We start from the raw sequence: 20,557 nt of genomic DNA, 5'->3' as shown, positions 1-20,557 counted from the left end.
CGCCAGGAGCCTGATCGCGGTCGCTCTCCGGTCCGGGGGTGCTCGCCGCACAGTCGGTGCCGGTCACCGGCTCGTCTCCGTGTCCCGCTGCTGGATGTCGCGGACGAGATCCTCGATCCAGTCGATGGCAAGGACCGGGTGATGGAGGGTCCATGGACGGCTGTGGCGGCTTCGCTGAACGGTCCGGGTGCCGTCAAGGCTGCTTTCGATGTGGTGGACGTGCCCGTGCCTGTGCAGGACGGCCAGCCAGGAGTCCGCCTCGGTCCAGGTGGCGGGGGTGCTGCGCATGGCGGGGTCTCCCGTTCGCAGGGGTATTGGATGGGGCGTCGAAGGTGGGTGGGTGACCGGCCGGGGTGACCTGGCCCGGCCACCCCGGCCAATCGGTTCTGGTCACCTTCGGTCGGCGGTGACCGAGTGACCGTGCGGTTCGCGGAGCTGGGTCATCAGCTGGGTCAGGGTGTCGCTGGACAGCGGGATCCTCTGACCGCGGATCGCCTGGGCGACCACCCGGCGGGCCAGCTTCCCCTCCGCCTTGACCGCCTCGCGGGCGATCTGCAGCAGCTCCTCGGTGTCCGGGTCAGCTCGCCGATGACCGGTCACCCGGTCAGGACAGTCACTGACCGAGGTGGCCGAGGTGGCCGCAGGTCTACCCGGTAGGACAGCGGCCTGCATCCTTCCGGCCGGTCGGTCACTGCCCTTCGACGGACTGTCCGGCTGACCGCCCAGGTCAGCGCGTTGTGTCGCGGGGGCCAGCTTGGTCAGGGTCGGCCGCGGTCGGTCAGTCCAGGAGGTGACCGGATAGCTGACCGGCTTGCCGGCGCCGGGGTGACCGGCGGTCACCTGCCCCTTGTCCGGCCCGCCGGTCAGCGCGGTCACCCGCTCACCGCGGTCAGCGGGAATGCTGACCTGACCGAGGTCGCCTCGGCTGTCCTGGTCGGCGCAGCTGTCCCGGTCAGCCTGGGTGACCGGCTCCCGGGCAATGAGGATGTAGAGGTGGACGGCGCCGGCCAGTGCGAGTGGGGCGATGGTGGACAGGACCGCCACCACGGTGTCGCCCAACCGCAGTCCGCCGGCAGTTGCGCCCTGCTGGTTGAGCCTGACCGCGTGCAGGGCGTTCGCCCACAGGCTCGCGGCGGTGGCCGCACCGAAGAGCGTCCAGCAGTAGGCCCGCGCCCGGTAGGGTGCGTCGCGCATCACCAGCAGGGCGCGCACCCCGTAGGCGATGAACCCGTCGATCACCAGCGGGAAGAGGTAGGTGAGAAGGCCTCTGACGTGGATGGCGACAGCCATCTGCTGCAGTGCGTCGTAGGACAGCGCGCACCCGGCACCACCGAGGGCGATCACGACGCCCCGGTCCCAGGGGGTGACTCGCGCGGTGGCCGGTGTGGTGACCGGACTCATGCGGCTGTCCCGAAGGCATCGCGGCCCAGGCCGTCCTCGTCCGTCCATGGCCTCCGTGCCGTACGCGCCGTCTGGTGCAGCTCGCGGTTGCGGATGGCGCGGCGGGTCTCCCGGTACAGCTTCAGTGCATGTTCCTCAGTGATCTTCAGGAGTCGGGCAAGGCGCTCGACCGTGATGCCCTGGCGGTATCCGGCAAGGACCACGGCACGGCGCTCGGCGTTGGTGAGGTGGATGTCCCGCCCCGCCAGGGTCGCGTTGACGCGGGCGTAGTCCAGGCGCTTGGCGATCTTCTCGTGCAGGGGTGCTCGTTCCTCCTGTGTCAGGCCACCCCGGATCCCGTGGGTCTCGCCGCCTTCCAGGGCGGCGTCGAGGCACGCGAGACGGACGGGGCACTGCCCACACAGCGTCAGCGCGGTGGCGATCTTCTCGGTCTCGTCGGGCCCCGGGAAGAACACCTCCGGGTCGACGGGGTTGTACTCACTCGGGTGGCAGACTGCCTGGTCCTGCCAGGTGTGGTCGCCGAGCGACCGGTAGCGGGCGGGGGTGGTCGTGGTGGTCATGCGGATACTCCGATCGCTCTCCGCGCGCAGGGCGGCGTCGGCGGAGAGGTGCGCTGGGTCAGTGAAGGTGAGGCGGCGCACCGGGGCGCGCGAGCGGGCCGACGAAGGGTCAGGCGGCGTGCTGGAGACGTCTGCGGTCGACCGGTTCGAACTCGACCCGCGTGGTCATCTGCCGGAGGCGGGAGGCGACACGGTCGCCGAGGTAGGCACGGAGTGCACCGATCGGCAGGTTGGTGGTGATCAAGGTCGGGAGCATGTGGTTGTACCGGCGGTTGATCAGCCGGTAGGTCTGCTCTTCGACGAACTCGCTCGACTTGGCCGCGCCGAGGTCGTCGAGGATCAGCAGGGGCACCCGGCCGTAGGCCGCCAGCACTCGTTCGCTGTCGGTGCCGGAGCTGGGCCGGAGTTCGGCGTAGAGGTCGGCGGCGGTGGTGGCGCGCCAGCGCACACCGATGCCGGCCTGTACCAGGGCGCGAACCGCACCATAGGCCTCGTGCGTCTTGCCAGCGCCGACGACGCCGGCCATCAGCAGGCTCGGGCCGGTGGCCAGTTGTCGGCGGGCCCCGATGCTCGGGGCTACGGACTGCCCGGCAACCTGCCGTACCCAGGCAAGGACCTGCGGGTGCTGGGCCACGGCATCCCGGTAGCGCGGCAGCATCCCGGTGGACAGGGCCTCCAGCGCCGAGTTCGGCTCGACGTTGTCGGGCAGAGCATCGACGGCGGACTGGTCGATGCCCCGGGTGGCGAGGATCCGGGCCATCCGGTCGAGGACCGTGGTGCCGTCGGCGAGGGTCTGCGGGTCACGACTGGAGCGCATCACAGCTCCTCGGCGTAGGCGGTGGCGGCGTCGACCGGGTTGGTCCACGCCTGGTGGGCGGGCACGTTAGGCCGCAGTCCCGGCCGCACCAAACCGGCGGACCGTGAGTTCATGGCGTCGTTGACGAGGCTCGGCAGCCGGGAGGGGTGACCCTGGATCTCGGCGAACCGCCGCAGCCCGGCCCGGACGTGATCCGGTGAGATGCCCTCGGCGAGCAGCGCCTTGGTGACCTTGCCGAGGTGGCCGATCACGGTCCCGGGGGGCCGTTCCGAGCAGGCGGCGACGTACTCGCCGACGAGCTGGTTGGCCGAGACGGTGGCGTCGGGCGCCTCGCGCCCCGTAGGGAAGGAAGATCCAGGATCCAAGATCCTAGATCCAGGGCCCGAGGGCTCCAGGAGGGTTCGGGGATCCTTCGGCGAATCCTCGGCGATTGTCGCCTGACCTGCGATTTTCTCCTGGGTGCCGACGGACTCGCCTCGGCGGGTGATCAGGGTTTCGGGTGCGGCCTCAGCAGCACCCGGGGTGGGGATGGAGGGCTCGGATGCGGGCTCGACGGATCGGGTGAGGGCTCCCGGAGTGTTCGCCGAAGCCTCGTCGAATCCTCGGGGGTAGTGCGCCGATGGGGCCCCGATGCCGGCGGGGCCGCCGGGGGAAGCGACGGCCTGCTGGATGCACGGGCCCTTGCAGGGGCCGCATCGCTCCGGCACGCAGTGCGGGCAGGAGGGCAGCCGGGACAGGCTCGGCTTGTCGATCTTCTGGTGGCGGTCCCAGGTGATGTAGTGGAGGTACCGCTTGCCGTCGCAGCCGGTGTATCGGTGGATCAGGCCGGACCGCTCCATCTGCATGAGGTGGTCCTCCACGTCGACAGGGGACTGGTCGGCGCGCACCACCCAGAGCTTCCCGTAGATGATGGCCGCGTGGTCCTTGTGGCGGCCTCGGTCGTCGCACTCGGTGGCCAGGCCGAAGAAGGTGCGCTCGGCGTAGATGGTCAGCTCGGCGAGCGTCTCGGACGTGTAGGCCTCCGGCTTGACCGGTCGGATCCGCGACACGTCAGCGTCCCCCGCGGCCGGCGGCGGGGCCGTCGCCGAGAACGCGCACCCGTCGGCCCCCGCTCCTGACCGTCCGGTTCGCCTGGGTCCGTTCGATTTCGGCGTTCGCCACGGCCGCACAGGAGTGCGGGCAGTGGCACCTCGGGCCGTTGCGGGTTTCTTCCGGCATGGTGGGCATGCGATACTCCGTGATTCGTAGGAGCGCGCGCGGTGGTCTCTCGTGCAAGGAAGTCCCGCCGCTCGCGTGGTTGTGAATCGGCGCCCCTCAAGGCGCCCGCCCGGCGTCCAGGAGTTGGTAGCTCCGGGGCGCCGGTCTCGTTTCAAGCCGTTGCGCGTACCAGCAGTCGTCTCCCCTCTCGCTGCCGCCGGCTGTCTCGGCGGACCAGGACCATGGGGCTAGCAGGGGCTGCTTCTCCACCCCGTTCATCCCCCTGACCAGGACGGACGGACTTTGGTGTGCATCCCGATCGCGATCAACGTACACCAAAGTACGCCAGACGAGGAGACCAGAGTCCGCCGGGCGTCCCGTTCGGCGATCGCGACGGACTAGAGTGTGCAGATCGCCGCACCCTTGATGGAGCAACCATGGGAGCCATCCAGCTCAGACTCAACCACCTCTTCGACACCTGTCCGCATCCTTCGGGACGGCAGCTGACGAACCAAGAGGTGGCCGACAGGACACTCAGGCAGGCCGCCGATTCGGGCGACCCTGCGTCGGGGGTCAGCGCCAGCCTGATCCAGAAGCTCCGCAGTGGCGCAAAGGACAACCCAACGGCGTCGACCCTCAAGGCGCTCGCCAAGGCCTTCGAGGTGCGCGCCAGCTACTTCATCGACGACGAGCCGACGCCTGGCCCGGCACCCTCCGCGCCAGCTGCCCCCGAGGACCTCGAACGGCTCGTCAAGGACGCGGCCGTCCGAAACCTTGCCCTGCGCGCCGACGGACTGTCCCAGGCGACTCTCGAGACGATCGCCATCCTCATCGAGCGGGCCCGGGACCTCGAAGGACTCGGAGAAGGCCCCACGCCCGAATAGTTGAGCACTGGACAAGCCATGCCCGCGTGATCATCTCATTCGTAGTCAGATCAACTTTCGATAACGTCGAAAGTCACCTTAAGTAATCCTGCGGATGCCAGGAGGGACCGCTCCCCCGGTGCTGCACGCGCAAGCGCTAACTCTCCGCAGTCCCGCCAGTGGCACCGGTTAACTCGACTCCTCCCCCTCGCCCGCGACTGTCCTATGCTTTGACCTCGTGATCAGGGGCCATGAAAGGCATTTCGGAACGGGAAAGAAGCATGCATAGCTGGCGCAGGAAGGGCCAGGGGGACGATTCTGCCGCCATACTGGAAGATCTCGACATTCCGGTCCCCTTCAGCATTGAGCAGTTGTGCGCAAGGATTGCCGAGATGCGCGGTCGGCCGATTCACATCCATTCCATGGAGCACAGCGGCTCTTCCAACGGGGCACCGTGCGGCGCATGGATAGCCCTTGAGCTGTCCGACCACATCTTCGTGGAAGACGCGACCAGCCCGCTGCATCGCTCCCACATCATCCTGCACGAGCTGTGCCACATGCTCCTCGGGCATTCATGCCTCCCCACGGACGAGCACGAGCCGCTCGCGACCGGCGACGGACGACGCCGTGCCCTCGCGGAGGTGCTCAGCGCCGAGGAGTGGGCCGGATTCCCGCTGAACCGGATCGTCAGCCTTCTCGGCCGCACCAGCTACACCCATGCCGACGAGAAATCCGCCGAAGGACTTGCCGGTCTCATCGCGCGACGTATCCGCGACGCCGAGGAAGCCGCGAGACGCCCCGCAGATCCGCTGTCCAGTCATCTCATGAACGCCCTGACCGAGTAGACGAAATGCCCATAATCAATCTGACCGTCTGCATCGCGCTATGGGCCATCACAGTCTGGCGGGCGCCCGGCGCTTGGCGACACAAGGAGAAGCGTTCGCTGTGGGCGGCCTTCTTCGTGCTGGCCGTGGAAATGTGCTTTTCCAACGACCCTGCGACCAGGTGGATCGACCACACCACCGGAATAAACAGTGTCGCTGCGCTCCTCAAGCACATCTCAGCCGTGACGGCAGCCGCCTTCGTGCTGGCATTCCTCGCCGACACCGTGGCGACTTCGGCGGCGGCTCCGTCGGGCAAGGCACCACGGCCTACCAGGGTGTTCGTCCCGGTGGCCACCATCGCCGTGATGATCACCCTCTTCGTGATCGCCGACCGCCCCCACGAGGCCGTCGATCTACTTCTCGCCTCGCCGAACGACCCCTGGATCCTCGCCTACGCACTTGTCTGGACGACCTACTTCGGCTGGGCCATGGTGACGGTGTCAAGGCTCTCGTGGCAGTGGTCGCGGCGCCCAGGGCCTGCCTCGCTTCGCCGTGGACTGACGCTGATCTGCGCGGGAACGAGCATCGGCCTTGTCTACACGATCCATCGCGCCTCGATGATCTTCCTCGGCCGATTCGACGTCCAGGCGGTCTCACCCGAGACAGACACGGTGCTCAACGGCCTGCTGGCCCTCGTCTCGCTCCTGCTCATCTCGGTCGGCAGCACCATGCCGGCCTACCCGAAGGCCCGCACCGCCCTGCGGTACCACCGCTACCTGGTCAAGCTCTACCCCTTGTGGGACCACCTGAGTGAGGCCGCCCCACACATCCGCTACGGCCACAAGCCACACCCGTTCAGGGAGTTCCTCAGCGTCCGCGGGTCCCGTGACCGCCTCTACCGACGGTCGATCGAGATCCGCGACGCGATCCTCATCCTCAACGGGGACGCCCCTGTATCGGTCCGCCTGCGCGCGGCCGACTTCGTGGAGGACGCCGGGCTCACCGGGCCGGCCGCCGTCACCGCCACCGAAGCCTGCTGGATCAGAGCCGCCCGCGGGGCCCACTCGGCAGGACTCACGACTGCTGGCAGCCCCGAGCCACCGGCGCAGTCCGGCGCCGACCTCGATTCGGAGGCCGCCCTCCTGCTGCAACTGTCCGACGCCTACTTCTCCGACCTCGCGACTTCCTTCGCCCAGGCCCACCTCGAACGACTCACCAATTCTGTCTCCGGAGCCACCTCATGACGTTCTCCCCGCCCGCACCGCCCGCCCTCGCCGACTGCACCCCGGCGCAGAAGGCCGCCAGAATCACCACGGACGTCCTGGCGCCGGCGAACCTCGTGATCGCTCTGCTGCTGCTCGTCGGCTGGCACAGCACACGGTCCTGGTCCGGCCTTGGCTGGGGCCTGCTGGCCGCACTCTTCTGCGGTGTCATTCCCATCAGCATCGTCCTGTTCGGCGTGAAGCGCGGTGAACTGACCGACAAGCACATCCGGGTGCGACGTCAGCGCGTCGTACCGATGTCCCTGAGCCTGGTCTCGGTGGCCGCCGGCATCACCCTGCTGTACGTCCTGGGCGCCCCCGCCGACGTCTCCGCCCTCGTGGTCGCCATGCTCGTCGGCCTCGTGTCGTCCCTGCTCGTCACGATCGGATGGCAGATCTCCATCCACAACTCCGTCGCAGGAGGCAGCGTCATGATCCTCCTCCTGGTCTTCGGCCCGTGGATGCTCCCCACCGTCCTCGGCGCCGCCGCGATCGGCTGGTCGCGAATCGTCCTCAAGGCCCACACGATCGGACAGGTTCTCGCGGGTACCGCACTGGGCGGCACCGCGGCCCTGTGCTTCGCCTTGCTGCGCTGACGACAATCCAGGCTGTCCATCATGGCCACCCAGGTCCCATCTGCCCCTCCAGCTCCGGGTAGTTCCCGACGTGGTGGACCAGGCCCTGCTCGTACAGCTGCGCCACCGGCTCCGCGCACAACCACTTGCCGACCTTCGCGTTGACCTCCACGATCATCGGCATCAGCACGCCCCGCGTCTTCCCGTCGCGGGACATCTGCTCCCACGCCTGGCTGACGATCTGGCTGGCCATTGCCCCGCCGTAGTTGGCCTCGACCACGATCGCGTCGGCTATCAGGTCCAGGGCCAACTGTCAGGCCCACAAACCCCAGTCGTTCGGGCCGCGCGTGCCGGAGGAGTCCGCCAGGACGTACAAGCGATCGTCGTAGCCGCGGGCGAGCCCGACGATGCCGGTCTCGTCGTTGATCTCGGAGCCGCCACCGAGGGGTCAACCGCGACGACGGTCCTGGCCATGTCGAGGCCGCTGAACTGGACCGGGGTGATGCGGCCGGCGTCGATCCACGCGCGTCGCCACACCCCGCCCTCGACCGGCCGCGGCTTCTGCATGTACAGCGACCACCACACCCGCTCGCCAACGGCACGGCGCAGCGCGGCAAGGGCCTTCCTCCCGTACCGGGCCGGCCACAGCGGCTCACCGGCCTCCCGGCCGAGCGCGTCGTCTCGTTGTCCGCGATGGCGAGCAGGTCAATGATCGTCCAGTCGGAGGCCGTCTCCCCGACGAGGAGACGACCGGCGAGATCATCTTCGTGCCATCGGGTCTGGATGACGATCACCGAGCCGCTCGGCTCGACGCGGGTCAGCAGCACGGACTGCCACCACTCCCACAGTCGCCGTTGCATGGTCGGCGACTGGGCGTCGGCATCGTCCTTGATCGGGTCGTCGACGATCGCCAAGTGGGCGCCCTTACCGGTCAGGCCACCACCGACGCCAGCCGCGATCAGGCCGCCCTCCCGGCCGAGGATGTCGAAGCGATTCGCTGCCTTGCTGCCCGGGTGCAGCTGGAGGCCCAGCTGCTCGCCCCACGTCGTGATCGCATCCCGGATCCACCGGCCGTGATCGTCGGCGAGGTCCGCCGAGTACGACGCGATCATGATCCGGTGATCCGGCCGCTGGAGCAGATACCACAGCGGCGCCCACCGGGCGGCCCGCCGGCTCTTGCCTTGCCGCGGCGGCATGGTCAGCAGCAGCCGGACCGTCTCCCCCGCCGCGATCCGGCGGAATGCGTCGTCGATCAGGTCCAGGTGCCCGGCCTGCATCTCCCGGCCGCCGGTGAGCAGCGCCGCCAGGGAACCCGGCGAATGCCGCAGAGCGATGTCCCGCTCCACCCCCGCCAGCTTGATCCGCAGCTTCGGGGACGCCCGCTCGGCGATCTCGCGGCGCCGCTCGGCGGGCAGCCGGCGATACTGCTCAACCAGGTCACCCGGCCCGGTCACCGCTCACCGCCGGCCGCCGCGCCGGCCGGGTCGGTGGTCGCGATGAGCGTGGCCAGCTCGTCGGCGGTGGTGTCGACCTCGAGCGGACCGCCGTCGTGACCGGTGATCTCGGTGCGGATTGCCCGCCGGTAGGCCACGGTGAACATGCAGTCGAGCCGGGCATCCTCCAGCGCCCGCAGCTCCTCGAAATCAGCCGGGGAGACGTTAATGCGATGTTCCAGCGCCTCGGCAACGTCTCGGTTGACCTGGCGAACCAGCACTTCGGCATCCGGCGCGGGACGGCCCTTTGCGTACAGCTCGTGGCCGTACCCGCAGGGGTACGCGGTCCCACGAGGGATCGGCAGCGAGCTTCCGGCCGACCGCCAGCGGGTCAGCTCCGGCAAGCCTCAGCTCGACGGCGTCAGCGCGGCGGCGCGCGATGGCAGCACGCTGCGCCCGGGTGGGGCGGGCCATGGGCGCGGCTCCTTCAAGCAGCACGCCCCCGCGCCGCTAACCATGATCCCTCAGGCGCGGCCATCCTTCGGCAAAAGGGGCGAGCACGGCTTCAGCCCGATGGTCGGAGCATCCCCGACTGCGCGGGGAGGGAGGACACGTTGCTGAACTGGTAGGACGTCTGCGTCGGAGCATCCCCGTCTGCGCGGGGAGGAGGGCCGGCAGACCGCAAGCGTGATCGGCTCGTTCGGAGCATCCCCGTCTGCGCGGGGAGGAGAGGAGTCCGAGGCCGTCGATCTCGACGTCCTCCGGAGCATCCCCGTCTGCGCGGGGAGGAGGCACGGCACGTGATCAGCAGCCGGCCGTCGGCCGGAGCATCCCCGTCTGCGCGGGGAGGAGACTTTGTGACCTGCGGCGCTGTGGCAGCTTTGCTTTTACTTTACCTTGTCAAGGAGCTGCACATGCGTTGGAGTACAGGGTAGAGGCTGCGTTGCCCAGCCGCCCTGCAACCCGGAAAGATCTTTGCCCTGCTGCCATGTGATAGTCAGTCAATATTGCTGCTTCGGACTACTGTCGGCGGCTTGGTCTAGGATCCGCCGCGTGGAAGTTGACCTTACTGCCTTGCTCGGGTCTCAGCTGTGCAGCGGCCTTGATTGTGCGTTGTGGGGGAAATCGGACGGCCTTCCGCCCGGGGTGGTGTATCCACTGATGGGTCATCTGCTGGATGTGGCCGCGGTGGCCTGGTGGGCCTGGGACCTTCACCTAGTGGAACTGCAGCGCCGTGCTCTCGTGTCCGGTATGGGGCTGGACCCTGGCAACGTCGAGGACCGTGAGCGCGCTCGGGCGTTGATTGCCTGTTGGGCCGGCTGGCACGACGTGGGGAAGATCGGCGGCTTCCAGTGCAAGGACTCCGCCGCGTACGAGCTCCTTCGCGGGTACGACCCGCTTGATGCTGGCGTGGTGTCGTCGCACAGCCATGTGACCCATCTCTTCCTCGCCCATGCGCTGCCTGGCCTTGGCTACGAGGCCGATGGCGATGGTCTGGCGTTGGCGTCGCCAGCCCGCAGGGTCGCGCAGATGCTTGCCGGCCACCACGGCCGCTACCCGGCGCCGCCTTCCCGTCGTGCCTTGCGTTCCGCAGCGATCCGGGACCGGGAACTGGGTGGCGGTGAGTGGGAGAGGCAGCGTCTGCTGCACCTGGCGGTGGTGGCCGAAGCAACGGGTTGTGCCGTGGCGCCGCCGATGTTCTCGGTCGAGGCGGCGGTCTTGGCGACCGAGGTGGTGGTGCTCTCCGACTGGCTGGCATCCCAGGAACACCATGTCGAAGCCCAGCTGCGCGCGATGAAAGCCGCCGGAGCGGGTCCCCTGGCAGGCCAATGGGGCCGTGCACTGAAAGCCGCACCCGCGCTGATCGGCGATGCCGGCCTGGAAGCGCCGCAGTGGAAGGAAACCCCGCTCACGTGACGTTCCGGGACTGGTTCGGATTCGACCCCAACCCGATGCAGGCTTCACTTCTCAAAGGCTTGCCGCGCTGCGCCGAGCCCGGCGCCGCCGGGCTGTTGATCATCATGTCGGAGACCGGCAGCGGCAAGACCGAAGGCGGCCTGTGGGGTGCGAGATGGCTGGGCGGCCCCGGCATCGGGGTGCAGGTCGCACTGCCGACCATGGCCACGACGGACGCCTCACACCGCCGCGTCGAAGCATGGGCCGGACGGGCCTTGGCCGCATCCTCCCCGGTCACACTGGTACACAGCCAGGCCGGCTGGAACCGTGATGCATCGCGCGTGCTGACCCATGAGAGCGGGACGGACACTTCCTCCTCGGCGTGGCTGGAAGGCCGCGGCCGGGCGATTCTCGCAGGGGTCAGCGTCTCCACGATCGACCAGATTCTCACGGCAGTCCTGAGGGTTCGCCACAACGCCCTGCGGATCGGGGGTCTGACCCGGAAGGTGCTGCTCGTGGACGAGTGCCACGCCTACGACCCGTACATGCAGTCGCTGCTGCGCCGCGCCTTGGCGTGGTGGGGTGCCATGGGTGTGCCGGTGGTGTTGATGTCGGCGACCGTGCCGGCCGCGGTGGCCCGTTCACTGGCTGTCGCCTACCTCTCCGGATCGGCCCCGAGCGTGTCGGTGCCCGAGATCGAGCCGGTGTACCCGGGATGGCTGTATGTGAACGGGAGGACCGGCGAGGCGACGATGTCCGGCCGGATTACGACGAGCCGGCCCCGCGCGCTGGACGTCAACCTGGTGGCGCTCCACGGTTCGAACAAGCCGGAGCGGGCCGGTGGCATCCCGGCGGCGGACGAGGCCCGTGCCCGGCTCGTCACCGAGCTGATGCGCAAGCAGAGCGGCGACTTCTGCACGCTGGTGGTGTGCAACACGGTCCGCTCCGCGCAACACACCGTCACCGCCCTGGACCGGCTCCTCGACGAGGGTGTGGAGGTGTTCCTGGTCCATGCCCGCTACCGGGTCCTGGACCGGCGGGGACACACGGTTCGTGTCGAGGAAGCGTTCGGCAAGAACCGGGCCAAGCGGCCTGCTCGCGCCGTGCTGGTCAGCACGCAGGTGTGCGAGCAGTCGCTGGACCTGAGCCTGGACCACGTGGTGACCGACCTCGCGCCGATCGCGCAGCTCATCCAGCGCGCGGGCCGGGGTCGCCGCCATGACCAGGGCGAGGATGTCCGTGTACCTGTTTCCGTCCTCGTGCCCCACGGAAAGGACTGCAGGCCGGACGACGGCCGCTGGAAGACGATCTACGGGCGGGCTCTGATGCGCTCCACCCGTGAACTCCTCACCGGTCACGGCCCGATCGCCGTTCCCGGGGACGTTCAGAAGCTCGTGGACGCGGTCTGCGCCGGCTGGGACACCGACATGCCGGACCGGGACATCCGCGCCCACCTCGCGGGGGAGCAGGCGATGGAGAACGCTGCGAAACCGGTCATGATCCCCCACCCGCGTGACGTGGTCGACCTGTTCGACCTCACCGACCTGTCCATGACCGAGGAGCAGGCCGCGACCCGCTACAACCTCGACAGCATCACCGTGCTGCCCGTCTGGGAACTGCCCGGCGGCGGCCTTGGCCTGGAGAGCCACGGCGGCCTCGTTCTTCCCGAGCAGCCGCACGCCGACCTACGCCCGATCCGCGAGCGCCTGCTGTCCGTACGGCGCGAGCCCTGGCAGCGCACACTTCCAACCCTGGCCGAACGCCTGCCCGACTGGGCAGGCGACCGCAGGCTCCACGACGTCCTAATTCTCGAACATCCTTGCGGTCAAGGGGAATTGTCAGTGGGAGGGTTCACAGTGTCCTACGACAGCCGCCTGGGCCTCATCGTCCAGGCGCCCGTTGCCCAGGAGTAAAATGTGAACGCCTCAACCGACTTCAGCCTGGCCCGCGAACCATGGATCGACTGCCTCTACACCGACGGCTCCGTACGCCGCACCGGATTCCAGCAGGCCATCCTGGATGCGCACCGGATCGTCGACCTCGCCCTGCCCTACCCTGCGGCCTACGGCGCGCTCTACCGGCTGCTCGCCGCCATGGCCTACCGCATCACCGGCCTCGACCGGCGACAGGACGCCGAGAGCGCCGAAGGCTGGCACCGGCGCCGCAACCGCCACTTCGGCACAGCCTTCGACCCCGCCGCCACACAGCAGTACTTCACGGAACGCCACGACCGCTTCGGCCTTTACCACCCAGTCCGGCCGTTCCTGCAGGACCCGCGCCTGGCCACGGACTGCAAAGACACCTCCGGCATCAACAAGCTGGTCATCGGCGGAGCATCCGGCAGCGCCCGGCCCTGGTTCGCCGGCAAACACGGCGACCGCACCCAGCGGCCCCTGCCCTCCGCAGACGCAGCCCTGCAACTGGCGATGTGGGCCTACTACGGCTCCGGCGGCACGGTGACCACCCGCTCCCACGGTGGCATCACCACTCAGACCGGCTGCCAGGCCGCACCGGCCCGCGGCACCGTCGGCTACCACCCCCTCGGTGACACCCTGCACACCACGCTCCTCGCCCACCTCACCCCACCCGACACGCCCGAGGGCGAGGACCGCCCCGACGAGGCGATGTGGGAACGCGACCGGCGCCCCGACCCCACCCGGACGGCCCCCGAGCCGGACGGCCCCGTCTCCCTGCTGGCCGGCCGCATGCGCCACGCCATCCTGCTGACCCCCAGCCCCGACGCCCGGTGGGCCATCGACTGCACCATCACCTGGGGCGCCCGCAACCCTCCGAAAACACCCGGCGGTGAGAAGACCGAGTTCGTCGAAGCCCACCCCGACCCCTACCTGTCCTACCGGCGCTCGCCCAAGACCCAGCGCCCCGGCGCCGCCGTGGAGGCCGACGGCGGAAGGCACCTGTTCCGCGACCTCGACGTCCTCCTGCGCGACCCCGACAACCGCCCCGACACCAGGCGCAACGCCCCCACCCGCCCGCTCGTCCTGGCCGGCTGCGACAAGCTGCCGGACCAAGTCCTGGACACCCTGCGCCTGCGCGTCGTCGGCGCCCAACAGGACCGCGCCCAGAACAGGGACAGCCAGTGGTGGACCACCACCACGCCCCCACTGCTCGCCCACAGCGCCCAGCACGACCCGGACACCGCCGAGTTCGTCGAGAACGCAGTCAAGGAAGCAGACACCGCCGCCTGGCGGCTCGACCTCGCCCTCGCAGCCGCGTTCAACGACCGCCCCAAGGACAAGACCGACACCGCCAACCGCAAGACCCGCACCGCCGTCCACTACTGGCCCCGCGCCGACACCGCCTTCTGGCAGCTCTACAACACCGGTCGGCTCACCGACGCCCAACCCCGCATGCGCCACGCGGCCCTGGACGCCTTCGACCACCTCACCACCGCCCTGGCCCGCAGCCCCTCCTCGACCCGCCGAGTCGCACAGGCCCGCGCGCTGCTCCCTCTGCCCCGCAAGGAATCCACCCCGTGACCGACCTCACCACCAGCCCGCAGGACGGGCCGCAATCCCACGCCCGCCGCTTCGTCGAACGCATCGACTCGCTCCTGCGCGACAACGGCGCCGCCCGCCGAGCCCTGGCCACCGGCCTGCGCCCCTGGAACGGTGAGCCCCAAAGCGGCATGCACCCCTTCGTCGCGCCCTGGCTGCCCGGCGGCCTACACCCGCAACGCGAACGCGCGTTCTACACCGTCGCTGCGCTGATGACCACAACCAGCCGCACAGGCATCGGCACAGGCGCCAGCATCGGCGACGCGCTCGCGCATGCGTCCCGCACCGTATCGGCCACCACCACCGAATCCTCCCTGCGACGCCTGACCACCTACACCACCGCCGGCCCCTACACCCACCTGCGTGGCGCCGTACGACTGACCGGCGCTGGCGGCGCCGTCCTGGACTGGGAGCGGCTGCTGCGTGAACTCGACTCCTGGTACTTCACCGGCCGCCGCACCTGCACCCAGTGGCAACAGGACTACTACCGCACGACCCAGCCCCGCCCCACCAACACCACGAACGACAGCGAGTGAGCCATGACCACCACCATCCCCGCCACCTTCCTGGACCTGCACATCATCCAGACCCTCCCCCTCTCGGCACTCAACCGTGACGGGGACGGCAACCCCAAGTCCGTGGTGATCGGCGGCGTCACCCGCGCCAGGATCAGCCCCCAGGCCGTCAAACGCCCCGTACGCCTGCACATCGAGAAGGCCCTCCCCGAGGAAGCCGCCGTCCGTACCCGCCGACTCGTCCACGAGATCCGCGACATCCTCCTGCGCGACCACTGGACGCCGGAAGAGCCCGACCTGCCAACCCCCGACGAGGAAGAGCTCGCGACCTTCGCCGCCCTGGACGTCTTCGCCGCCGCCTCCGGCGGCATGAAGGTCGGCAGCGTCGAGGAAGCCGCCGAGGGCGCCAAGGCCAAGGACCCCCTCGCCACCGCCGCCCTGATCTACACCCCCGCGAGCACCGCCTCCCGTCTCGCCGAAGTGGCAGCCGACCTGAAGGCCGAGTACGAGACGGCGTACAAGGAAGTCTCCGGCAACGGCGGGAAGCCCAAGGCCCGCGGGAAAGCCAAGAAGGACGAGCCCACCACACTCGCCGACCCGAAGGACATGAAGGGCTGGCTCGCCGAAGCGAACGGCTCCATCGCCCTGCTCGGCCGCACCCTCATGGAGGTCGACGGCGCCGAACGCGACGCCTGCGTCCAGGTGTCCTCCGCCTTCACCACCCACGAAGCCGTCATCGAAGTCGACTTCTTCGTGGCCGTCGACGACTACGCCGCCGCCACCCCCGGCATCCCCGACGTCGGACAGATGGGCGACAGCCAACACACCGCCGGCACCTTCTACCGCTACGCCACCATCAACCTGCAGGCCCTCATCACCGCCAACAACGGCGACACCGACCTCTCCCGCCGACTCACCCGAGCCTTCATCGACGGCTTCATCAACACCCTGCCCAACTCCGGCCAGACCAACGCCGCCGCCTGGACCCTCCCCGACCTCGTCCACCTCGCCGCCCGCAGCGACCGGCCCGTCAACCTGTCCACCGCCTTCGACAAACCGATCCGCGGCGGCCACACCGGCCACGCCACCCCCTCCACCGAGCGCCTGGCCGAATACGCCGCCACCATCCAGCGCCTCACCGCCGGCCGCGGCCTCGTCCACGCCGTCCACGCCCACACCGGCACCGACAAGCTGCCCGGCCTCGGCAAGCCTGCCGACAGCTACGAGCAGGCCACCGACACCATCCTCGACGCCGCCTTCGGAACCCAGCAATGACCGGCCACACCCTCGTCCTGCGCCTAGCCGCGCCCATGCAGTCGTGGGGCACCCGCGCAGCATTCAACGACTACCGCGACAGCACCGACCACCCCACCCGCTCCGGCGTGCTGGGCCTGCTCGCCTGCGCCCTCGGCCACCCCCGCGGCTCCGAACCCGGCGACCTCACCCAACTCGACCTCGCCATCCGCATCGACAGGCCAGGCACGCCCATGGAGGACTTCCACACCATCGGCGGCCAGTCCGCCACCCAGGTAGTCCCCTCCGCCGATGGCAGCCGACGCCGCGGAGCCATCCTCACCCGCCGCGCCTACCTTGCCGACGCCGCCTTCACCATCGCCCTCACCGGCCCCAGCAGCCTCCTGCAACAAGCCAGCGACGCCCTCGACCAGCCCGCCTACACCCCCTACCTCGGCCGGCGGGCCTGCCCACCCGCCGCCCCCTACAACCTCGGCATCCACCTCGGCGACACCACCACAGCACTCGCCACCGCACCACTCGACCGCACCGCCCCCACCGGCAAAACCACTATCACCGTCGACACCATCACCACCGTCACCCACGACGACCCCACAGCAACCCACACCATCAACGACAACCCCCACGGCCAGCGCCGGTTCAGCCAACGCACCCTGGCCCGCAGCACCCTCACCCTCCCCGCCAGCCTCTGCCTCGGCAACGACCCCAACCTGCGCTACGAACAGCTCCACAACTACCGCTACAACCAGACCAATTAGCCAATGAATCCCCGCACGCCGGGGCCGCGAAGGAAAACCGATGACCAGCGCCTACTTCACCGAAATCCGCCTCAACACCCGATCCCGCGAGGTCCAGGCCGACCTCAGGAACGGCGGCTACGGCTTCCACCACCGCACCGCACGCCTCACCAACACCGACACCAGCAGCGGCGACTCCCGCCTCCTGTGGCGACTCGACACCTTCAACAACGGCCTGCGCCTTCTCATCCAGTCCGCCGACAAGCCTGACCCCACCACCCTCCCCGACCACTACGGCCCCACCCGCACCCTCCCCCTCGACAAGCACCTCGACCGGCTCACCACCGGCCAGAAGGTCCGCTACCGCCTCGCCGGCAACTCCGTCCGCTTCGCCTTCGACGAGATCACCGGCCTGCCCCTGCCCAACCGCATCCCCTGCAAGGGCGAGGAGATCACCACCTGGTGGACCCGCCGCGCCCCCGACACCGGACTCGACATCGACACCACAGCTACCCTCCAACTTCCCGCCATCACCGGAACCCGCGAACGCAAGCCCGGCTTCCGCCTCGTCCTCACCCGCTACGACGGCACCGCCACCATCACCAACCCCGACGCTCTCCGCACCGCCATGCTCACCGGCATCGGCCGTGGCAAAGCCTTCGGCGCCGGCCTCCTCACCATCGCCGCTACCCTGTAACCCCACCCAGTCAAAAGCTCCTTGACAACAGCAAAGAAACCGCAAAGCCCCCGAATCACCCCAGGTCGGAAAGGGTCCTCCCCGCGCAGACGGGGATGCTCCGGTCCGCCAGAGTCTGGAGGCCCGCGCGGAGACGTCCTCCCCGCGCAGACGGGGATGCTCCAGCTCCCGGCGCTCGCCACCTTCATGACCCCGTGTCCTCCCCGCGCAGACGGGGATGCTCCGCTGGCCGCGATCTTCGCGGACGAGCTCGCGAAGTCCTCCCCGCGCAGACGGGGATGCTCCGGTCGCGGTGCTGACCAGCACCACAGTGCGCCTGTCCTCCCCGCGCAGACGGGGATGCTCCGTACCAGGACGCCCTCGCCGCGACCGCCCAGACGTCCTCCCCGCGCAGACGGGGATGCTCCGTCGGCCAGCATCTGGTCGAGGATCATGTGCTTGTCCTCCCCGCGCAGACGGGGATGCTCCGGCCGACACCGTTTACCTCGCTGGTACGCCGTCCTCCTCCCTGCGCAGACGGGGATGCTCTGGCCCAGGCTCTGCCCTGCGATGGGGTCGACCGCTCCTCCCCGCGCAGACGAGGATGCTCCGTTGGGGTTGCCCTCGACGGCGGCCTTGATGGCGTCCTCCCCGCACAGACGGGGATGCTCCGCTCTGGCGCGACGACTGGACCGGGGCAGACGAAGTCCTCCCCGCACGGCCGGGGATGCTCCGCCCTTGACCGTGGCCACCACGCCACTGCCGAAGTGCTCCCCGCGCAGCCGGGGCTGCCCCGGCTGACTGGACGATCCCGGCCGGGCCCACAATGTCCTCCCCGCGCAGACGGGGATGCTCCGTGGCCCGTAGTCGAGGCGGACGACGTGCATCAGTCCTCCCCGCGCAGACGGGGATGCTCCGGTGTTCATGGTCTGGGCGGCGACCGTGGCCGACTCCTCCCCGTACAGACGGGGATGCTCCGCTGGAGACCTTCGCGGGTGACAAGGCACTGTCGTCCTCCCCACGCAGACGGGGATCCTCCGGTGTCGCTGAGGGTGGCGAAGGCGGGGGCGAAGTCCTCCCTGCGCAGACAGGGTTACTCCGTGGTGAGTAAGCACACGGAAGTCGCCCGCGAGGTCCTCCCCGCGCAGACGGGGATGCTCCGGACCCAGAGTTTGTGGCCGTCGACTACTGCGGCTCGTCCCCGCGCAGACGGGGATGCCTGTCGGCGACGGCTGAAAACGGGTTCTGGGAAAGTGATCCAGAACCTCGTTTCACCCGTTGCCAACAGATGGATGTCTCAGGACGGCCGGGAGAGGGCCTAGAAGCGTCAACGATGCCGGAGCCAGCCACGAGGACGACGTCTCATGAGACATGCGAATCGTGGAGAACAGTGGCTGAACCTCTAGGATCGTGAAGCCGCCTGCGCCGCCGACCTCCGGACATCACGAAGCCAGGTGCAGTAGATCGAGCCTGGGGCGCCGGCCAGTGACGCCCACGCCCTTCGCTGTAGTGAACGCCAATCGCTCCACCCGCAGGCAACCCATCGCCGACCGACCGCCCACACTCAGCCTGTCGGCAATCGCCGCAACGTCCTCCATCAACGTCCAAGAAGACGACAACAGGTCAAATAGCCCGACTGTCGGCGCAGCTGCCAATCGGAACCTCACACTGACCTCCGGCTTCGGCCCCCGTCCCGCCCCAGATGCTGCACGGCGTTGCCTCCACGTGGACGGGCAGCCGCACGCCGCATCCATGAGACGTGCCCCATCACAAGCATGCGACGCATCGCGCCCGCACCTGACCAACTTCAAGGACAGGGCCTGAGGTCCGATGAGCAAGATTGGGAGCTCGCCCTGACGGGTGAATACCTCATAGGGCTCCTCAACGCTCGACAAGGTCCCCACCGGGTCTGCGTCGAACAGCCGCCCCAAGATCATTGCTATCTCCAATGACGCTGTGGAGACTCGCCAACCTTCCTCTACGGCGGCGGCCAGGTTGCGTGCCGGTCCACCCAAGTGGAACCGCCCGATGGCGGGTCCAAGGCTGTGAGTGTCGGCATCGCCTGTGCCAACCATGCCAGGAACTGCCTGTATAGCCGAGGGAGCACCAGACACTGAGACCTCCGAGGATCCGCGAAATAGGGCTCCCGCATGATCCGGAGAATCCGGATCTTGGCGTGACCGGATTTCACTGGTAGATCAGCCCTGCCCCGACCGACAGTCAGTTGACCCTTTCGGGGATCTTGTTCGCTCCGGCGTCAGCTGACAGCTCGCCAGGAACGCAGGCACCGGATGCCTTGCTGGTCGAGGTGGTCCTGAAAGGCTGTCGGTGGTCGTAGGGGCGTGCGTTTGCCCGGCGACTGTCGGCTGAGGCGTTCGATGTTGACGGCGATGGCGGTGAGTACGTGCTGCAGGTGGGTTTTGGCCTGCCCGCGCTATCGGCAGTGGCGCATGCCGTGGCCATGGGGGACCTCGCAGGTGGTGCCCTCGATGCCGGACCGGACCGCGTAGCGCTTGTGCCAGTCGGGTTCCTGCTGGTCGGCACGGTTGCGTATCTGCAGGTCGAGCAGCTCACGTGGTGGGAAACCCACGTTGCGCCCGGCGTCACGAGCAGTGGTGCACTTGGTTCGGGCTGGGCTGGACGGGGCTGGCTCCTGGTGAAGCGGGCCACGATCAGTGGGGCGGTCGGTGAGGAGTTCGGGTACGGGCCGTGCCAGCCGCTGCTTACCTGGCCCTGCGGGCAGGTGACCTCCTGGCGGTCGAAGTCGATGCGGAAGTCGTCGCGGGCGAAGCCCTCGCCCCGGCGGTGTTGGTGGGTGGGGTTGCCCGGCAGTGGTCCGACGACGGTGATCCGGTGCTCGCGCTCGGCCTGCTCCAGGTGGGGCAGGGAGGTGTAACCGCCGTCAACCAGGTGCTGGTCGGGCCGCAGTTCCCGGTGTTCCAGGCGGGTGTGGATGCCGGGCAGGACTTCGGTGTCGGCGCTGGCGGACGGCATGGTGGCCACGTCAGTGATCACGTTGGGGCCGTCGTCGG

Annotated in this window: 19 protein-coding genes, 1 pseudogene and 2 CRISPR repeat arrays; of the genes and pseudogenes, 11 read left to right on the top strand and 9 right to left on the bottom strand. The window is 69.0% G+C overall.

Annotated features, from left to right (window positions below):
* Positions 1 to 63: 63 nt before the first annotated feature.
* From ACFTWP_RS25835 to ACFTWP_RS25815, 5 genes are all read right to left on the bottom strand, one after another.
* Positions 64 to 288 (bottom strand): hypothetical protein, encoded by a 225-nt coding sequence (locus ACFTWP_RS25835; RefSeq protein WP_380267176.1) that lies wholly within the window; start codon positions 286 to 288, stop codon positions 64 to 66.
* Between the two features lie 102 nt (positions 289 to 390).
* Entirely contained in the window at positions 391 to 1,401 is a 1,011-nt protein-coding gene (locus tag ACFTWP_RS25830) for a DUF2637 domain-containing protein (protein WP_380267175.1), read from the bottom strand.
* A complete protein-coding gene (locus tag ACFTWP_RS25825; RefSeq protein WP_380267174.1) occupies positions 1,398 to 1,961 on the bottom strand; it encodes a WhiB family transcriptional regulator in 564 nt (187 codons plus the stop codon). Before ACFTWP_RS25825 ends, ACFTWP_RS25830 begins: the two co-directional genes overlap by 4 nt.
* 109 nt (positions 1,962 to 2,070) lie before the next feature.
* Positions 2,071 to 2,778: an ATP-binding protein gene (locus ACFTWP_RS25820; protein ID WP_380267173.1), complete on the bottom strand. Its 708-nt coding sequence runs from the start codon at positions 2,776 to 2,778 to the stop codon at positions 2,071 to 2,073.
* Positions 2,778 to 3,827, bottom strand: a complete 1,050-nt coding sequence (locus ACFTWP_RS25815) for a hypothetical protein (protein ID WP_380267172.1) — start codon at positions 3,825 to 3,827, stop codon at positions 2,778 to 2,780. The genes ACFTWP_RS25820 and ACFTWP_RS25815 overlap by 1 nt, the downstream gene beginning before the upstream one ends.
* A 585-nt stretch (positions 3,828 to 4,412) precedes the next feature.
* Here ACFTWP_RS25815 and ACFTWP_RS25810 point away from each other — a divergent pair.
* The 4 genes from ACFTWP_RS25810 to ACFTWP_RS25795 all read left to right on the top strand — a co-directional run bounded on the left by ACFTWP_RS25810 (position 4,413) and on the right by ACFTWP_RS25795 (position 7,520).
* Entirely contained in the window at positions 4,413 to 4,859 is a 447-nt protein-coding gene (locus ACFTWP_RS25810) for a helix-turn-helix domain-containing protein (RefSeq protein ID WP_380267171.1), read from the top strand.
* Between the two features lie 260 nt (positions 4,860 to 5,119).
* Entirely contained in the window at positions 5,120 to 5,683 is a 564-nt protein-coding gene (locus tag ACFTWP_RS25805; RefSeq protein ID WP_380267170.1) for a hypothetical protein, read from the top strand.
* 5 nt (positions 5,684 to 5,688) lie between these two features.
* Entirely contained in the window at positions 5,689 to 6,906 is a 1,218-nt protein-coding gene (locus ACFTWP_RS25800; protein ID WP_380267169.1) for an MAB_1171c family putative transporter, read from the top strand.
* Complete coding sequence (locus ACFTWP_RS25795; RefSeq protein ID WP_380267168.1) at positions 6,903 to 7,520, top strand: hypothetical protein; 618 nt, start codon at positions 6,903 to 6,905, stop codon at positions 7,518 to 7,520. Before ACFTWP_RS25800 ends, ACFTWP_RS25795 begins: the two co-directional genes overlap by 4 nt.
* A gap of 19 nt (positions 7,521 to 7,539) precedes the next feature.
* Here ACFTWP_RS25795 and ACFTWP_RS25790 read toward each other — a convergent pair whose 3' ends face one another.
* From ACFTWP_RS25790 to ACFTWP_RS25780, 3 genes and pseudogenes are all read right to left on the bottom strand, one after another.
* On the bottom strand, positions 7,540 to 7,752 hold the full coding sequence (locus ACFTWP_RS25790; RefSeq protein ID WP_380267167.1) for a hypothetical protein: 213 nt from the start codon (positions 7,750 to 7,752) through the stop codon (positions 7,540 to 7,542).
* A 511-nt stretch (positions 7,753 to 8,263) separates the two neighbouring features.
* A pseudogene (locus ACFTWP_RS25785) lies at positions 8,264 to 8,695 on the bottom strand (terminase large subunit domain-containing protein); the annotation flags it as partial.
* Positions 8,696 to 8,949: 254 nt separating this feature from the next.
* Complete coding sequence (locus tag ACFTWP_RS25780; RefSeq protein ID WP_380267166.1) at positions 8,950 to 9,336, bottom strand: hypothetical protein; 387 nt, start codon at positions 9,334 to 9,336, stop codon at positions 8,950 to 8,952.
* A 174-nt stretch (positions 9,337 to 9,510) separates the two neighbouring features.
* Positions 9,511 to 9,784: direct repeats of the CRISPR family, unit length 29 nt; unit sequence CGGAGCATCCCCGTCTGCGCGGGGAGGAG.
* Positions 9,785 to 9,922: 138 nt separating this feature from the next.
* Between ACFTWP_RS25780 and ACFTWP_RS25775 the strand changes: the two genes are divergently transcribed.
* Genes ACFTWP_RS25775 through ACFTWP_RS25745 form a run of 7 tightly spaced genes read left to right on the top strand, consistent with a single transcriptional unit; the run spans position 9,923 to position 17,546 of the window.
* The gene (locus ACFTWP_RS25775) at positions 9,923 to 10,849 is read left to right on the top strand and encodes a CRISPR-associated endonuclease Cas3'' (RefSeq protein WP_380267165.1); all 927 of its coding nucleotides are present in this window, start codon (positions 9,923 to 9,925) and stop codon (positions 10,847 to 10,849) included.
* Positions 10,846 to 12,741 (top strand): CRISPR-associated helicase Cas3', encoded by a 1,896-nt coding sequence (gene cas3 / locus ACFTWP_RS25770; RefSeq protein ID WP_380267164.1) that lies wholly within the window; start codon positions 10,846 to 10,848, stop codon positions 12,739 to 12,741. Before ACFTWP_RS25775 ends, cas3 begins: the two co-directional genes overlap by 4 nt.
* Before the next feature lie 3 nt (positions 12,742 to 12,744).
* Complete coding sequence (casA, locus tag ACFTWP_RS25765) at positions 12,745 to 14,325, top strand: type I-E CRISPR-associated protein Cse1/CasA (protein ID WP_380267163.1); 1,581 nt, start codon at positions 12,745 to 12,747, stop codon at positions 14,323 to 14,325.
* Positions 14,322 to 14,879 carry a type I-E CRISPR-associated protein Cse2/CasB gene (gene casB / locus ACFTWP_RS25760; RefSeq protein WP_380267162.1) on the top strand — a complete coding sequence of 186 codons (558 nt, stop codon included), beginning with the start codon at positions 14,322 to 14,324 and terminating at the stop codon, positions 14,877 to 14,879. The genes casA and casB overlap by 4 nt, the downstream gene beginning before the upstream one ends.
* Before the next feature lie 3 nt (positions 14,880 to 14,882).
* Entirely contained in the window at positions 14,883 to 16,133 is a 1,251-nt protein-coding gene (gene cas7e, locus ACFTWP_RS25755) for a type I-E CRISPR-associated protein Cas7/Cse4/CasC (RefSeq protein WP_380267161.1), read from the top strand.
* Positions 16,130 to 16,870: a type I-E CRISPR-associated protein Cas5/CasD gene (gene cas5e, locus ACFTWP_RS25750; protein ID WP_380267160.1), complete on the top strand. Its 741-nt coding sequence runs from the start codon at positions 16,130 to 16,132 to the stop codon at positions 16,868 to 16,870. The genes cas7e and cas5e overlap by 4 nt, the downstream gene beginning before the upstream one ends.
* Before the next feature lie 40 nt (positions 16,871 to 16,910).
* Positions 16,911 to 17,546, top strand: coding sequence for a type I-E CRISPR-associated protein Cas6/Cse3/CasE (locus ACFTWP_RS25745; RefSeq protein WP_380267159.1), 636 nt, complete (start codon positions 16,911 to 16,913; stop codon positions 17,544 to 17,546).
* A gap of 74 nt (positions 17,547 to 17,620) precedes the next feature.
* A CRISPR array of direct repeats spans positions 17,621 to 18,748; the repeat unit is 28 nt; unit sequence TCCTCCCCGCGCAGACGGGGATGCTCCG.
* A 1,211-nt stretch (positions 18,749 to 19,959) separates the two neighbouring features.
* On the opposite strand, the gene ACFTWP_RS25740 is transcribed toward ACFTWP_RS25745, so the two are convergent.
* Positions 19,960 to 20,115, bottom strand: a complete 156-nt coding sequence (locus ACFTWP_RS25740) for a hypothetical protein (protein WP_380267223.1) — start codon at positions 20,113 to 20,115, stop codon at positions 19,960 to 19,962.
* Between the last annotated feature and the right edge of the window lie 442 nt (positions 20,116 to 20,557).

The organism is Kitasatospora sp. NPDC057015 (assembly GCF_042673745.1).
GTDB lineage: Bacteria > Actinomycetota > Actinomycetes > Streptomycetales > Streptomycetaceae > Kitasatospora.
This window is presented reverse-complemented; position numbering and strand designations above follow the sequence as displayed.

Coding starts and splice junctions, on each gene's coding strand:
- ACFTWP_RS25835 (WP_380267176.1), bottom strand. CDS start 288: ATGCGCAGCACCCCCGCCACCTGGACCGAGGCGGACTCCTGGCTGGCC.
- ACFTWP_RS25830 (WP_380267175.1), bottom strand. CDS start 1,401: ATGAGTCCGGTCACCACACCGGCCACCGCGCGAGTCACCCCCTGGGAC.
- ACFTWP_RS25825 (WP_380267174.1), bottom strand. CDS start 1,961: ATGACCACCACGACCACCCCCGCCCGCTACCGGTCGCTCGGCGACCAC.
- ACFTWP_RS25820 (WP_380267173.1), bottom strand. CDS start 2,778: ATGCGCTCCAGTCGTGACCCGCAGACCCTCGCCGACGGCACCACGGTC.
- ACFTWP_RS25810 (WP_380267171.1), top strand. CDS start 4,413: ATGGGAGCCATCCAGCTCAGACTCAACCACCTCTTCGACACCTGTCCG.
- ACFTWP_RS25805 (WP_380267170.1), top strand. CDS start 5,120: ATGCATAGCTGGCGCAGGAAGGGCCAGGGGGACGATTCTGCCGCCATA.
- ACFTWP_RS25800 (WP_380267169.1), top strand. CDS start 5,689: ATGCCCATAATCAATCTGACCGTCTGCATCGCGCTATGGGCCATCACA.
- ACFTWP_RS25795 (WP_380267168.1), top strand. CDS start 6,903: ATGACGTTCTCCCCGCCCGCACCGCCCGCCCTCGCCGACTGCACCCCG.
- ACFTWP_RS25790 (WP_380267167.1), bottom strand. CDS start 7,752: ATGGCCAGCCAGATCGTCAGCCAGGCGTGGGAGCAGATGTCCCGCGAC.
- cas7e (WP_380267161.1), top strand. CDS start 14,883: ATGACCACCACCATCCCCGCCACCTTCCTGGACCTGCACATCATCCAG.
- cas5e (WP_380267160.1), top strand. CDS start 16,130: ATGACCGGCCACACCCTCGTCCTGCGCCTAGCCGCGCCCATGCAGTCG.
- ACFTWP_RS25745 (WP_380267159.1), top strand. CDS start 16,911: ATGACCAGCGCCTACTTCACCGAAATCCGCCTCAACACCCGATCCCGC.